This window comes from Winogradskyella maritima (assembly GCF_042650215.1).
Taxonomy (GTDB): Bacteria; Bacteroidota; Bacteroidia; order Flavobacteriales; family Flavobacteriaceae; genus Winogradskyella; species Winogradskyella maritima.
In genome coordinates this window covers 47,565-62,413 of record NZ_JBHSAT010000001.1, presented here as the reverse complement: position 1 = coordinate 62,413, position 14,849 = coordinate 47,565, and the positions used below count along the sequence as shown (strand labels likewise).

Below are 14,849 nucleotides of genomic sequence, written 5' to 3'. Positions count from 1 at the left end.
TTATCCTAATGGTTTTGGTATTTAAGAGAACTTCGGAACATAAATCAACCCCGCAATAATACAGGCAATTATAGAAGCAATGAACACCGCGCCAGCGGCCACGTCTTTGATAAGGCCTATTTTTGGATGATGTTCTGGGTGGATGAAGTCTGCGATATACTCCAAGGCCGTGTTGACGCCTTCGATACTCATCACCATACCAATCATAACGAGTTGAATCATCCACTCGGTTCTGGAGATGTCGAAATAGAAACCCGCAATGGTCACAGCAATGGCAATGACCAACTGTATCTTAATACTGGCCTCCGTTTTTACAAGAATAAGCATGCCTTTAAAGGCATAACCCACGCTTTTTAAACGGTTTATAATAAATGGCTCCTTACTACTGCCCATTAAGACAAAGCGTTAAGCGCGTCTTCGTAATTAGGCTCTTCGCCTGTTTCTGGTACTTGCTCGGTGTGAACCACTTTTCCGTTGGCATCCACAACAACAACTGCTCTAGAGAGTAAACTTTCAAAAGCTCCGTCATTAAAGGTGACGCCGTAGGCTTTTCCAAAGTTGCCGTCTTTGTAGTCGGTAAGGTTCACTACATTTTCCAATCCTTCGGAAGCACAGAATCGCTCCATGGCAAAAGGTAAATCTTTAGAGATACATAATACTTTGGTATTATCTAATCCACTTGCTTTTTCGTTAAAAGTTCTAACGGATTGTGCACAAACGCCTGTATCGACGCTCGGGAATATATTTAGCACCAAGCGATGGCCTTCAAAGTCACTTAAACTTTTGGTGGACATATCTGAAGATGCGGTTAATTTAAAATCTGGTGCTGAATCGCCGACATTCGGTAATTCGCCTACTGTAGTTACGGGAGTTCCTCCCAAAGTTACTTTTGCCATTTTTGTTGATTTTTTAGACTGCTAAAATTAACGAATATGCCAATGGGAATTGCTAAGAAAATGATAATGTTTTGACTGTATCGGTTTGTTGTTTGTCGTTTGGTGTTAAGTTGGAAGTTGTTCCCGTCTGTCCGCCTAAGGCAGACATCTTTCCGAAGGGAAGAAAGTTGTTAGTTGGAAGTCGGTAGTTGTTAAGTTGTTTGTTGTTGAGTCGTTTATTGTAAAGTGTAACGTTGTAGCAGTAAGCTCTAATTTTTTTTCACAGACATTCACGTAGTACCTATTCAAAGTTAGCGCCTGAATAACTCAATTACTCTTTTGCGCCTTCGCGCCTAAGCGAGTTTTATTCCACAAAGTTCCACAAAGAAGCACAAAGTTTCACAGAGAGCCTAAATAACATAATCCCCTAATAACTCAATCATCCTTTGCGCCTCCGCGACTTAGCGAGAAATATGACTGCCAACTTCTGACTAAAAAAACTGCCTACTAAATACTAGACACTACCTGAGTTCCGCCCCAAGCTTAGTTTCAAAATTAGTCTGAAGCTTCTTCATAATCTTGTCAATCTGCTTGTCCGTTAAGGTTTTGTTTTCATCTTGAAGTGTAAAACTCACCGCATAACTTTTCTTGCCATCCGGAAGATTTTTGCCTTCATACACATCAAAAAGATTGATGTTTTTCAGCAATTGTTTTTCCGTTTGTCTGGCGATGGTATGGATGTCTTCAAAATTAACGGTATCATCAATCAGTAAAGCAAAATCACGACGCACCTCTGGGTACTTCGGAATGTCCTTAAACGATATGGAATTGTGTTGCGCCAACTGTAGCACATTATCCCAATTAAAATCGGCATAGAGTACAGGCTGGGAAATCCCGAAATGTTTCAAAACCGAATTTTTCACAAGTCCGAAATCCACCATTTTCAATTTGCCTACGGATAAAGAAACGCCCTCACTCAATACGTCCGTTTTAATAGGCGCTGAGCGCAGATTATTTAAACCAAGACGTTCCAAAACCGCTTCAACCGTTCCTTTTAAATAGAAGAAATCACTGTCTTGTGGTTGTGCATTCCAACGTTCGTCGACCTTTTTACCTGAAACGAAAACAGCGAGATGTTTCTGCTCGTCACGTGTACCATTGAATTGATGGTAGGTCTTCCCGAATTCGAATAACTTCAAATCCTGACGACGTCTATTGATATTATAGGCCACCGCTTCCAATCCTGAAAACAACAAGGACTGACGCATTACACCAAGGTCGTTACTGAGTGGGTTGAGCATTTCAATATTATGCTCTTCCTTGAGTTGCTCGCTTAAACTTATGTAATTCGGAGTGGTTAAGGAATTAGACATAATCTCGAAAAACCCTTGAGACGCCAATTGATTGCCGATGACATTCTGGACTTTAAAATCTTCGAATTTGGTCATATTGGCAATACTGGCATTCAGTTTTTCGGTCGTACCGATTTTATTGTAACCGTAAACCCTTAGAATTTCTTCAATAACATCAGCTTCGCGCAACACATCGTTACGATAAGCCGGTACCGTTAATCCGAGTCCAGTTTCAGTAACGTTATTCACTTTGATGTCTAAAGAGGTCAAGATGCTTTTAATGGTTTCGCGTGGAATTTCTTCACCAATTAACTTTTTGGCATTGTCGAAGCTTAGTCTTACTTGAAAATCTTCAATCTTATTCGGATACATATCCACAACATCACTCGCTATCTCACCGCCAGCAATATCGCAAATCATGAGTGTTGCACGTTTTAAAGCGTATTCTGTGATATTCGGGTCGATACCACGTTCAAATCTGAATGAGGCATCCGTGTTAAGTCCATGACGTTTAGCGGTTTTGCGAATGCTTACCGGATTAAAATAGGCGCTTTCTAAAAAGATGCTCGTTGTATGTTCGGTGACTCCAGAGTTTTCCCCACCAAAAACACCAGCGATACATAGTGGTTTTTCGGCATCACAAATCATGAGGTCGTCTTCATGAAGTTCGCGCTCAATACCATCAAGGGTTGTAAATTTTGTGCCGGCATCAACGGTTTTAACGACAATTTTATTTTCTGAAATTTTAGAGGCATCAAACGCATGAAGCGGTTGCCCTAATTCGTGCAACACATAATTGGTCGCATCTACCACGTTGTTGATAGGCGCCAAACCAATAGCTTTTAAACGGTTTTGTAACCAGCTCGGCGAATCTTCCACTTTTAAATTAACAATCGTCACCCCGCAGTAACGTGGTGCTTTTTCTTTATCGATAACATCAACATCGACCTTTAGGGTTCGGCTGTCCACGTGATACGAACTTACGGAAGGCGTAATCAATTCTACATTAATATCTTGTTGTAAAAGTCCTGCTTTTAAATCGCGCGCCACACCATAATGGCTCATGGCATCAGCACGGTTTGGGGTTAACCCGATTTCAAAAACAGCATCACGTTCTACCTTAAATACTTCTGATGCTGGTGCTCCGATTTTCAATTTGTCATCGAGAATCATAATGCCGTCGTGTGATTTTCCGAGACCTAATTCGTCTTCAGCGCAAATCATACCATGGCTGGCTTCACCTCTAATCTTTCCTTTTTTTATGGTCCAAGCTTCGCCTTCGGGTGTGTAGAGTGTTGTCCCAATGGTCGCTACGGGTACTTTTTGTCCAGCATCCACATTCGGCGCACCACAGACAATCTGCACAGGTTCGTCCTGGCCAATATCAACGGTCGTCAGTTTTAATCGGTCAGCATTGGGGTGTTGTACACAGGTCAAAACCTTTCCGACTACAACGCCTTCGAGTCCACCTTTAACGGATTCAAAGGTCTCTATGCCTTCAATCTCCAAACCGAGGTCCGTCAGTAATTCTCCCGTTTTTTCAGGTGCCCAACCAATATTTATAAACTGCTTTAACCAGTTGTAAGAAATCTTCATAAATCATTCAATTGAAGCGCCAAAATTAATGAATTTTTGAGTTTTGAAGTCCTGTTTTGACCGAAAAAGCCCAACGAAATTAGAGGAATGGCTTTAGCGTTAGCATCCGTAGGTTTAGGGGTAGTGCGACAAAGTCTTTCAAACTATATTTACTTCAAACATCACTAATTATGAAAAAATTAATCAATGTAGTTGCTGGACTTTGTCTTGTATTCACCGTCTCTTGTGTGGATAAAAAAGACAATGAGGTCGATGCAACGGTAGAAGAGATAAATGCTGTGGAGGTACAAATCGATAGCATTTCAGTAGAAGTAGAACAAAACACTGAAGCCTTAGAGGATGCAGTCGAAGAACTTGAAAATCAATAAAATATGAAACTAGTAAACAGAATGAAGCTTTGTGCTACGGCCTTGTTAATCGCAGGAGCTGTGCCGTTTACCCAAAATGTGAATGCGCAGGGAAAGAGCAATAAGAACAAAGACAAAACCGAAAAAGCGACACAAGCCAAAGGCAATAAGCCAGAAAAGGCTGAAAATGGGCAAAAGGTTGAAAAAGACTTGAACAAGCTTGAAGAAAAGCGTGAGAAAGTCATAAAGGAAAGCAAAGCTTTGGACAATCAGCGAAAAGCTGAAATGGACGCACTGAAAGAGGACATGAAAAATGCTTCGCCAGCAGAAAAGCGCTTAATGAAAGAGCGTATGAAAGCGATGCAAGACGACTATAAAAATGAACGCGAGCAGATGCGAAATCAACGTGAGCGTATTTTGGAAGATGAGATTGAAATATTGGAAGAGCGTCGTAACAAGGTAAATGGAAACAACGGAAAAGGGAATGCCTACGGACGTAACAAAGGTGGTTTATCCGGGCGTGAGTTTGGGCAACAACGTGCCTACGAAGCCCGTAATAAAATTGAAGTAGAGCGCGACATCATTCAACGTCGCCGTAGCCTTATAGAAATCGCCGAAGAGCGGGCAGAAGACGCCAATCGTAGATTAGAAGAAGACCAGCGCGAGAATCGTGTTGAGGAAGAGGAGGTCCGTCGTCGCCGTTCTGCCATTGAAAACGTCTTGGAAAAAGTTGGCGTTTTAAAAGTGAATCTTAATGAAAAGGAACGTTTGCTTAACGAGCAAGAACGCAATTTGAAAAAATTGGAAAAGACGGAAGATTAAGATTTTTGTAAACTTACAATGCTGTCATCTCTAGCATTGTTTTGAGAAAAATACTATCTGACGTCAGTTCGAGTGATTTTGAGGAACGAAAAATTATATCGAGAACGTTTTAGTTGAAAAATTCTACTTCTCGATACAGATTTTTTTCTACCGATTATTTCGGGAGCAATCAAAAAATCCACTCGAAGAAACGAATTTTATAATCATCAATTGCGATTTAGATTTATACACTACATTTCAACAGTACATAATGCAACACCAAGGACTATTTAAACAATAGTCCTTTTTTTGTTAGGTAATTGTCATTATTTTCGACCATTGTTTTAAAATCAAACCCCATGAAAAAGCTTTTGCTTCTCAGCACAATTATAATCTTGGCATCTTGCCAATCCGAAAAGGAAATCCAAAAACTGAAAAACGGTACCTATCGTGCGGTGTTGGAGGTTCAAGATAATGAGGAATTACCTTTTATTTTTGAAGTGACTTCGCCAGAAACCTTAACGATTTTTAATGCGGAAGAAGAAATTGAAGTCGATGAAATCGAATATCGAAACGATTCTATTTTCATTAAAGCCCCAGTGTTCGAAGGTTATATCGCAGGAACCTACGATGGAAAAACCCTTACCGGCGAATTCATTAAAGAAAGCCTCGACCGTATTGTACCCTTTACAGCGGAATTGCATAATAACGTCCGATTTGAAGCCAAATCAGCAGACGTGGATGTCTCCGGAATTTGGGAAGCCGTGTTCAGTGAAGGCGTTGAAGGCGATGAGTATATCGCCAAAGGTATTTTTAAGCAGGAAGGCACCAAAGTCACAGGGACCTTTAGAACCACAACGGGCGATTACCGCTATCTCGAAGGTGTGGTTGATGGCAACGCGTTAAAACTCTCAACCTTTGATGGCGCACATGCTTTTTTGTTTACTGCCAATGCCACGGACTCCATCATGAGCGGTCAGTTCTATTCAGGGAATCATTGGAAAGAACCTTTTGTCGCCAAGCGCAACGCCGAATACGAATTACCAAGCGCCAACGAACTCACCTTTTTAAAGGAAGGCTACGATAAGCTGGAATTTACATTTCCAGATGCCGAGGGCAACATGGTGTCCTTGGACGACGAGCAATTTAATAACAAGGTCGTTGTGGTACAGATTATGGGCACCTGGTGTCCTAACTGTTTAGACGAAAGCAAATACTACACGGACTATTACAACTCAATAAAAAACGATGATTTTGAAATCATTGCCCTAGCCTTTGAATATGCAAAGACCGATGAAAAGGCCTTTAATAGTATCAAACGTTTAAAGGAGCGTATTGGCATTCCATATCCCATTCTTTTGGCGCAAGTCGGAACCTCTGATAAGGCAGAGGCCCAAAGGAAATTACCGATGCTGAATCATGTATTGTCTTACCCAACATCTATATTCATTGATAAATCAGGAAACGTACGGAAGATACACACTGGGTTTAACGGGCCTGCTACAGGAGAAAAATTCACGGAGTTTAAGACAGAGTTTAAAGGCTTTGTGGAGGAGTTGTTGAGGGAGTAGAAATAATAGAAAACAACAATTTCAATTGATTGTGATTAGTAATTTTGTTTAAATGAAGGACAGTTAACAGCCACATTCATGAGTTTTAATTGCATTATCTATGGTTTAATAGTACAAGTAATTTACTTGTCATAGATAAATTTTAGTCCATCATAAAGTCCTTTCCAAATAACAGAAAAATGCGTTTTGTTCTCATACGTACTTACGTTCCAATCTAAGTTTTTACTGGGATTTGATTTTAAAATAGATTCAAATTTAGAAACTCCCATATCTTCAAAATCCTTTCCATTTCTAGAACTAATCCAAAGGCGATTTTTAGTATCTGTATTTTGCTCAAGTTTTGAATCTGCAACTTTGCTAAGATAATTATCACCCAATCTTAAAACAGGTTCAATTGAAATATAAGATTTAAAAAGAGTAGGCTCTTCAAGGTACGAATAAATTGTAAAAAGACCTCCTAAAGAACTTCCATACAGAATATTGTTACGTGGATTCGTTGAAACCTCCTTATTAATTAATGGAATTAATTCATCTTTCAGGAAATTGTTGAAATTAATTACCCCTTTAGAAACTGGTTGATTTTTAACTCTTACAGGAGTAAAATCCCTTCGTCTCATATTGACTCCATCTTTATAATAATTAGGAATACTTACAATGACTATATTTTTTGGAATGAATTCAGCATATCCTAAAAATTCATATACTGTTTTGGTAAGTGAAGTCCCCCATTCTCCATCTAGTACATACAAGACGTCAAAGCTATCGGCTTTATCATACTTTTTTGGAATATTTATCTGAAACTGTCTATATTCTTTAAGGTGTACAGAGTATATAGAATCAGTCTTTACATTATGATATTGTGCATGAATACACATTGGAAAAAATATAATTGACATGCAAAACAATAGTCTCTTTTTCATAGTATTTTTGAAATTAGTGGAATTCTGCACCAACAATTTTTAATGAAAGGACTATGCGCAGTGCGACGCTTTAATTGTGTTTATTACGTCTGCAAGTTACATAAAACATAAAGACAGTTTGTTCTGATTAATCAGGAAAATTAAGAAATATACTCACAGGTTTTAACGGGCCTGCTACTGGAGAAAAATTCACGGAATTTAATACGGAGTTTGAAGGTTTTGTTCAAGAATTACTTACTGAAGAACTAACAATGGAATAAGAACCATTGATATCAAAAAAACATTCAGACCTGTCAGGTTTTCAAAACCTGACAGGTCTTTTCTAATAAAACCTGTCTATAACGGCACAAACGTCACCAACAGGCTCTGTATCACAAACAGAATCACAAAGGGAATAAATAGATAGCCAATCACGTCTCTGGCTTGTAGTTTTAGGCCTGCCCCCATGACGGGGAAGACAATCAGCAAAAAGAAAGGTTGTAATAAGTTGCTTAAGCTTTCGCCATAGGCCACAGCCATTGAGGCTCTAGCGGTCATGGCGGTGAGGTCTTCAGCGGGTAATCCTGCACCAATATCATTCACCATGGAAATAATGCTTGGGCCTATCACAGCAAATTCCCCACCCGCAGATGGTATCGCAAAGTTCACCGCGCCACCTGTTAAGTAACACACAAAGGCATAAGACTGCTCCGTAGCGATATTGGCGAGGTACAGGCCAATATCGGTGCCCAATCCGGTAACCGTCATAATACCCATAATCCCTGCATAAAACGGATATTGAAACAACACGCCCGAGATATTACCACTGGCACGTTTCATTGCTAGAGCATAGCGTAACGGCGTTTTGTGCAATAACATGCCAAGAATGAGAAACAGGAAAATCATCACGTTGAAATTCAGGCCTTTTTCTAAGATAATGAAGTGATGCACGAGATAGGTGACACCCAAAAGTGCTACGGCACCTTGTAACCACCAAGCGTTATTCAATTGGTCAGACACGCTTTTATAGGGGAGTTTGTAGGAGTCGGCTTCAGACTTTATACTTTGGTCTTCTGTAGCATCAGAGGCATTTAACTTCAGGTCTTTCAGTTCCTTGCCTGTGCTGTCTTTCGGGATGAGCAACAGAAATAGCAAGGGACAAACCACAACGAATAAGCCAATCATGATAAAATTCAAATTGGAACCAAGCGTGTACGTTGTGCTGATGGTTTCTGAAAGAATACCATCTTTAATAAGGAAGTTATCAGGTGTATTTAGCAATAAGGCAATAGAACTCGATAATCCCGCAACCCAACCATTAAAGGAAAAATACACACAGGCAACGAGAAACGGATAGTTGATGCCTTTAACCCGCAAGGCCAACTCCCGACCTAATATCGAAGTAATCACCACCATCCCAAAACTGACCAAGGACAAGAGCGCACCCGCACAAATCACCACCAAATAGACTTGGGTCGGCGTGTTAATGTATTGCGTTAGTCTATCGATGCCTTTTTTGATGCTGTCGGATTGCGCAATGCAATAGGCGGTGACGATAATCAGTACGATTTGCATTCCAAAGGCCAGTAAATCCCAAAAGCCGTTGTACCAGCCTTCTATGATGTCTAGCGGTTTGCTATCGGTCAAAATCCAAGCCACGACAAAGAGAATAAGCGTAAGCACTAAGGCAAACACGTATGCGCTGGGCATATATTTTGAAAAAAGGTCGGTAAATTTTTGGCCTAGTTTAGTGAGCATGATATTGGTTTAGCTGATGTAATTCCAAATATTTCGGAATTTACTCATTTCTCGGTAGGTATTTAAAATCATTTGATGTTCGGGCAGGGCAAGGGTAGGGTCCGTCTTTAAAATGCTTTTCGCGGTATATCGTGCGTGTTGCAAAATGTCTTTATCCTTTACCAAATCCGCAATACGAAGATTCAGAACACCGCTTTGTTGCGTGCCCATAATATCGCCAGGGCCACGGAGTTTGAGGTCAACTTCGGCAATTTCAAAACCGTCGTTAGATTTTACCATGGTTTCCAATCGGGTTTTGCTATCGCTACTCAATTTAAAGCTGGTCATAAGTATACAGTAACTCTGTTCTGCGCCACGTCCCACACGACCCCGAAGCTGATGCAGTTGCGATAAACCGAAACGCTCCGCACTTTCAATCACCATAACCGAAGCGTTAGGCACATTAACCCCTACTTCAATGACCGTCGTCGCCACCATAATCTGGGTTTCACCTCTTGCGAAACGTTGCATTTCATACTCTTTGTCGGCGGGTTTCATTTTGCCATGCACGATAGAAATTTGGTACGTCGGTCCCGAACCGTCGGGAGGAAACTCCCTAGAAATACTCTCATAACCATCCATCAGGTCTTTATAATCCAAAACTTCGCTTTCTTGTATCAATGGATAAACGACGTATACTTGCCGTCCTTTGGCGATTTCGTCTTTCATAAATCGGAAGACCTTAAGCCGATTGGTATCATAGCGATGCACAGTTTTTATCGGTTTTCGTCCGGCAGGCAATTCGTCAATAACAGAAATATCCAAATCGCCGTAAACAGACATGGCCAAGGTTCGTGGAATCGGTGTCGCCGTCATCACTAAAATGTGTGGGGGTAAGGAAGCCCCTCTAATCTCCCCGTGGGGGAGACTTTTGAGCTTGTTTGCGATAGACTCAACCGTTTTGTCTATATCCCCTATGACTTGCTCGTTCGTAAAACGAATGACCTCAAAGCCCAAATCATTTAAAATAGCGGTTCGTAACTCGTCAATTTCTTTTTGCGCTTCGGTATTGTGGTATCCGCCATCTACTTCTATAACCAGATTTTTCTCTATGGACACAAAATCGACAATAAATTCATCAATGATGTGTTGACGCCTAAATTTGGTGTCTAATTTTTTCGCCCGTAAATGTTCCCAAAGAATGCGCTCTGCTTCGGTAGAATTTTTCTTGTTTTTTTGCTGAAGTTCCTTCATCAAACCATAGGTCGAAGGTCGTGCTGTTGCATACTTTTTTAGCACGCTTTTGGCATCCTCCCTTGGGGAGGACCGAGGAGGGCTTTGAGTTGAGCTTTCTGGGCTTCCCTTCTTCCATAATTTGGCGCGTTGCTTCACGCCAAAACGATGCTGTTCATCAATAATGGCGAGTCCCAAATTCTTGAATTTTACCTTGTCTTCGAGTAGGGCATGTGTGCCAACGAGTATCTGTAAATCGCCATTTTCGAGGGATTCATGAATTTCTCGTCGTTCTGAAGTTTTACTTGAGCCAGTTAATAGTTTAATGCTGATATTTAAAGGTTTACATAATTCGAGTAATCCGTTGTAGTGTTGGACTGACAAAATTTCAGTCGGCGCCATTAAACAGCATTGAAAACCGTTGTCAAGCCCCATGAGCATTGACATAAAGGCGACTATCGTCTTCCCAGAACCTACATCACCTTGTAATAGCCGATTCATTTGAGCATTGCTTCCTAAATCGGACCGAATTTCTTTCAAGACACGTTTCTGTGCGTTGGTCAATTCAAACGGTAAATGGTCTTTATAAAAGGTGTTGAAATAGCGCCCGACTTTATCAAAAATATGACCTTTTATTTTCGATTTATTGATGAGATTTTTCAGAATTAATTGCAATTGTATGTAGAATAATTCTTCAAATTTCAATCGGAATTGCGCCTTGGATAATAGCTCCTGATTTTTCGGAAAATGCACATTGAAAAGCGCTTCAGATTTTGAAATGAGACGCAACTCGTCAAGTGTATTTTGAGGCAGTGTTTCTGCAAATTGACCTTTGGTGTCCAAAAACAGCTGTTGCATTATTTTGCCCATCACTCGATTGCTGATGCCTTTATTGTTCAGCTTTTCCGTCGACGGATATATGGCCTGCATGGCGGAGCGCAGGTTTTTGTCGTGCTCGGCAACTAATTCAATATCGGGATGTGGCATACTGAATTTGCCATTATACCAATTGGTTTTCCCAAAGATGACGTAAGGTGTCTTGGTTTTCAGGCTTTCCCTAATCCATTTTTGCCCACGGAACCAAACGAGTTCCATGGTGCCTGTCTCGTCCCTAAATGTGGCCACTAAGCGTTTCGCGCGTTTCTGGGCGACTTCTTTAAAGCCTGTGATTTCGCCAATGACCTGCATCTCTGCAGAATTCTGCTGTAATTCTGAAATTTTAAAATACCGCGTGCGGTCGATGTAGCGATTGGGAAATAGGTTGATGAGGTCTTGGTAGGTGTTGATTTTCAGTTCCGACCGGAGCAAATCCGCACGGTTAGGCCCAACACCTTTTAAATAATCTATGGGAGTTTGTAGATTGACGCTCACAGCACGAATTTACAAATTCCTGCGAAAGCATAAACCCTTTGTTTGAGACTAATCACGCCTTAATCGACCTTCTGCTTTTGTGTAACTCACAGAAGTTGTATTTTGGTCTTATTCTTGCTTCAAATTGTATATGAAATATTCCTTAGCCATAGTATTTATCTTGCTGTTTAGCTGTGCTTTTGCGCAACAGACGGACTATGTGGATTTTACCCATGCGAAGGCAATGATAACCGTGAACCCTGATTCAGCTTCAGTATCCGGCCATGTGATTTACAAGTTCAATATCGAAAAATCTGTAGATTCCATCTATGTCGATGCTCGAAGCATGACGATTTCAGAAGTCAAGTTGAATGACGAAGTGATTCCGTTTGAATACAATAACCATAAGCTCATTATAAAAAAAGAATTTCAGGAGTCGTCTGAAAACAAATTATTAGTTCGTTATTCTGCTCAGCCCAAAAAAGCGCTGTACTTTTTGATGAGGAATGACGACTGGAATATCTGGACCCAAGGCCAAGGAAAATACACGAGCAACTGGTTACCGAGTTTTGATGACGTTAATGAGAAGGTAATTTTTTCATTCGATATTTTGGCGCCTCACGGTTACAAGGTTTTGGCTAATGGGGCCTTGGTTAGCACAACCCCAAATGATAATGGCGAGATGTGGAGTTACAGCATGGAAAAACCTATGTCTAGTTATCTCGTGGCATTGGTTATTGGAAAATATGATGCAAAAAAAGAAACTTCAGATTCAGGAATTCCCCTCGAAAACTATTATTACCCCGAAGACTCCCTAAAATTTGAGCCAACCTACCGCTACACCAAACGCATGTTTGACGAGATGGAAAGTGAGATTGGCGTCCCGTTTCCCTGGCAAAACTATAAGCAAATCCCTGTGCACGACTTTTTGTACGCAGGCATGGAAAATGCTTCGGCGACGATATTCTCGGATGCCTTTGTAGTAGATTCCATTGGGTTTAATGACAAGAATTACATCAACGTCAACGCCCATGAAATGGCGCATCAGTGGTTTGGCGATTTAGTGACAGCGAAGTCTGGCGAACACCATTGGTTGCAAGAAGGCTTTGCGACCTATTACGCCTTGTTGGCCGAGAAATCCATTTTTGGTGACGATTACTATCACTTTAAACTTTATGAGTCTGCCCAAGATTTGGCCAGACAAGCCTTGCAACAAGATAATAATGCCTTGCTTAATCCTAAGGCGACGAGCCTTACCTTTTACCAGCATGGCGCCTGGGTTCTGCATGCCTTGCGCGAAAAGGTTGGCGATTTGGTCTTTAGAACTGCAGTCATCAATTATCTTGAAAAGCACAAATTTTGGAGCGTTGAAACCTCTGATTTTATGTTTGAAGTGGAAGCACTTTACGACGGGGATTTATCCGAATTTAAATCTCGGTGGATTGAAAGTGATGCCTTTCCGTTCGACGACGCCATTGAATTATTGCGTTCCAAATCGAGCTACATTCACGAATACATGATGGTGGATTGTGATGCGGTAGATTCTAAATGTGCCGAGTATTTGCGCTATGATATTTCAGATGAGGCCAAAATTAAAGTGATTGCTCAAGCCCCGCAATTGGTGACTAATGACACATTTAAAAGCAGTTTGAAGGTGCGACAAGCTATTTCGCAATATGTAACTAAAATTCCAGCGAAGCTAAAAGCCAATTACGAAACCTTGCTAGACGATGACTCCTATCTCACCATAGAAAGTGCTTTGTATAATTTGTGGGTGAATTTTCCTGAAGAGCGTTCAAAATATTTAAGCAAAACGAAAGACATCTATGGACTTTCAGACTATAATGTACGAATGTTGTGGTTGGTATTGAATCTGAATACTTTAGAATTTCAATCTGACAAAACCCAAGAGTTGTACAATGAATTGCTGTCTTACACGGGCGAAAATTACAGTGCCGAAGTGCGTATGAATGCCTTTCAGTATCTAGAGGCGATTAAGGCCTGTAATGCCGAATGCCAAGAAAATCTCGAAGCTTCAAAAGCCCATCACAATTGGCGTATGGTAAAATTTGCAAAGGTCATGTCCGAAAAACTAAAATCAAAATCTTAGATGAAAGCATTGGTGATTTCTGGAGGTGGAAGCAAAGGCGCATTCGCTGGTGGAGTAGCGCAATATCTCATTGAGAAAGAAGGGCGCGAGTACGATATGTTTTTAGGTACTTCCACAGGAAGCTTATTAATTCCGCACTTGGCGACAGGAAAAATTACAAAGCTCTACGACATCTTCACAAATGTGCAACAGCATGATATATTTAGCATCAGCCCTTTTGTACAGCGTAAAAAAGGAGACCGAGAATATGTTTCTATTGATTTTGTGAATTCGCTTTGGCAATTTATCAGGCGAAAACGTACGTTTGGTGAGAGTAAAGCCTTAAGACGCCATATTAAGCGTAATTTTTCTGAAGATGAATTCCAACTGATTAAAAAGACCAAAGAAGATGTGGTGGTTACTGTATCTAATTTGAGTATGAATCGGGTAGAGTACAAGTCTATCAAAGAATGTACGTACGAAGAGTTTTGTGACTGGATTTGGATTTCCTGTAACTATATTCCGTTTATGTCCTTGGTAAAGCGTGATGGCTATGAGTATGCCGATGGCGGTTTGGGTTGTGTAATTCCGATACGTGAAGCCATTCGGCGTGGCGCAACGGAAGTGGATGCCATTGTGTTGGAAGCGGAGAATTTAGGCCAACAGAAAATACTTGGAAAGAATCCATTCTCATTGATGATTAGTCTTTTTGGGCATTTGCTGGATCAGGTAGAGAAAAGTGATATTACTATAGGGAAGCTCGCTGCAAGGTCACGGAATGTCCAACTTAATTTATACTACACGCCTACGAGTCTGACTGAAAATTCACTAATTTTTAGCAAGCGACTAATGACTGACTGGTGGCAACAAGGTTTTGATTATGCCAAGGAAAAGCATGAAAACTTGACTAAGATGAGTGATTTGAAGTAGGTCTTACTTCAATAGTCAGTCGTGGTTTACAGTCTTGGTAAAAACACTCTTGTCCCTATACCTCGTCGC

The 14,849-nt window shown here is 40.8% G+C and carries 11 protein-coding genes; 5 read left to right on the top strand and 6 right to left on the bottom strand.

The features are described 5' to 3' along the window. Positions 1-21: 21 nt before the first annotated feature. The 3 genes from ACFOSX_RS00255 to pheT all read right to left on the bottom strand — a co-directional run bounded on the left by ACFOSX_RS00255 (position 22) and on the right by pheT (position 3,823). A complete protein-coding gene (locus ACFOSX_RS00255; RefSeq protein ID WP_386095835.1) occupies positions 22-393 on the bottom strand; it encodes a diacylglycerol kinase in 372 nt (123 codons plus the stop codon). Next, positions 393-896: a thiol peroxidase gene (tpx, locus tag ACFOSX_RS00250; RefSeq protein ID WP_386095833.1), complete on the bottom strand. Its 504-nt coding sequence runs from the start codon at positions 894-896 to the stop codon at positions 393-395. Before tpx ends, ACFOSX_RS00255 begins: the two co-directional genes overlap by 1 nt. A gap of 500 nt (positions 897-1,396) precedes the next feature. Next, positions 1,397-3,823, bottom strand: a complete 2,427-nt coding sequence (pheT, locus tag ACFOSX_RS00245; RefSeq protein WP_386095831.1) for a phenylalanine--tRNA ligase subunit beta — start codon at positions 3,821-3,823, stop codon at positions 1,397-1,399. 170 nt (positions 3,824-3,993) lie between these two features. Between pheT and ACFOSX_RS00240 the strand changes: the two genes are divergently transcribed. From ACFOSX_RS00240 to ACFOSX_RS00230, 3 genes are all read left to right on the top strand, one after another. Then, entirely contained in the window at positions 3,994-4,191 is a 198-nt protein-coding gene (locus ACFOSX_RS00240; RefSeq protein WP_386095829.1) for a hypothetical protein, read from the top strand. Positions 4,192-4,194: 3 nt separating this feature from the next. Then, positions 4,195-4,992, top strand: coding sequence for a hypothetical protein (locus ACFOSX_RS00235; protein ID WP_386095827.1), 798 nt, complete (start codon positions 4,195-4,197; stop codon positions 4,990-4,992). A gap of 338 nt (positions 4,993-5,330) precedes the next feature. Beyond that, the gene (locus tag ACFOSX_RS00230; protein WP_386095825.1) at positions 5,331-6,542 is read left to right on the top strand and encodes a peroxiredoxin family protein; all 1,212 of its coding nucleotides are present in this window, start codon (positions 5,331-5,333) and stop codon (positions 6,540-6,542) included. A gap of 122 nt (positions 6,543-6,664) precedes the next feature. Here ACFOSX_RS00230 and ACFOSX_RS00225 read toward each other — a convergent pair whose 3' ends face one another. From ACFOSX_RS00225 to ACFOSX_RS00215, 3 genes are all read right to left on the bottom strand, one after another. Then, positions 6,665-7,462 (bottom strand): alpha/beta hydrolase, encoded by a 798-nt coding sequence (locus tag ACFOSX_RS00225; RefSeq protein WP_386095823.1) that lies wholly within the window; start codon positions 7,460-7,462, stop codon positions 6,665-6,667. Positions 7,463-7,798: 336 nt separating this feature from the next. Beyond that, positions 7,799-9,199 (bottom strand): short-chain fatty acid transporter, encoded by a 1,401-nt coding sequence (locus ACFOSX_RS00220; RefSeq protein WP_386095821.1) that lies wholly within the window; start codon positions 9,197-9,199, stop codon positions 7,799-7,801. A 9-nt stretch (positions 9,200-9,208) separates the two neighbouring features. Further along, positions 9,209-11,782, bottom strand: coding sequence for a DUF559 domain-containing protein (locus ACFOSX_RS00215; RefSeq protein ID WP_386095819.1), 2,574 nt, complete (start codon positions 11,780-11,782; stop codon positions 9,209-9,211). Positions 11,783-11,912: 130 nt separating this feature from the next. Here ACFOSX_RS00215 and ACFOSX_RS00210 point away from each other — a divergent pair, with 130 nt between their 5' ends. Beyond that, positions 11,913-13,871 (top strand): M1 family metallopeptidase, encoded by a 1,959-nt coding sequence (locus tag ACFOSX_RS00210; protein WP_386095817.1) that lies wholly within the window; start codon positions 11,913-11,915, stop codon positions 13,869-13,871. Then, a complete protein-coding gene (locus ACFOSX_RS00205; protein ID WP_386095815.1) occupies positions 13,872-14,780 on the top strand; it encodes a patatin-like phospholipase family protein in 909 nt (302 codons plus the stop codon). The last annotated feature ends 69 nt before the right edge of the window (positions 14,781-14,849 follow it).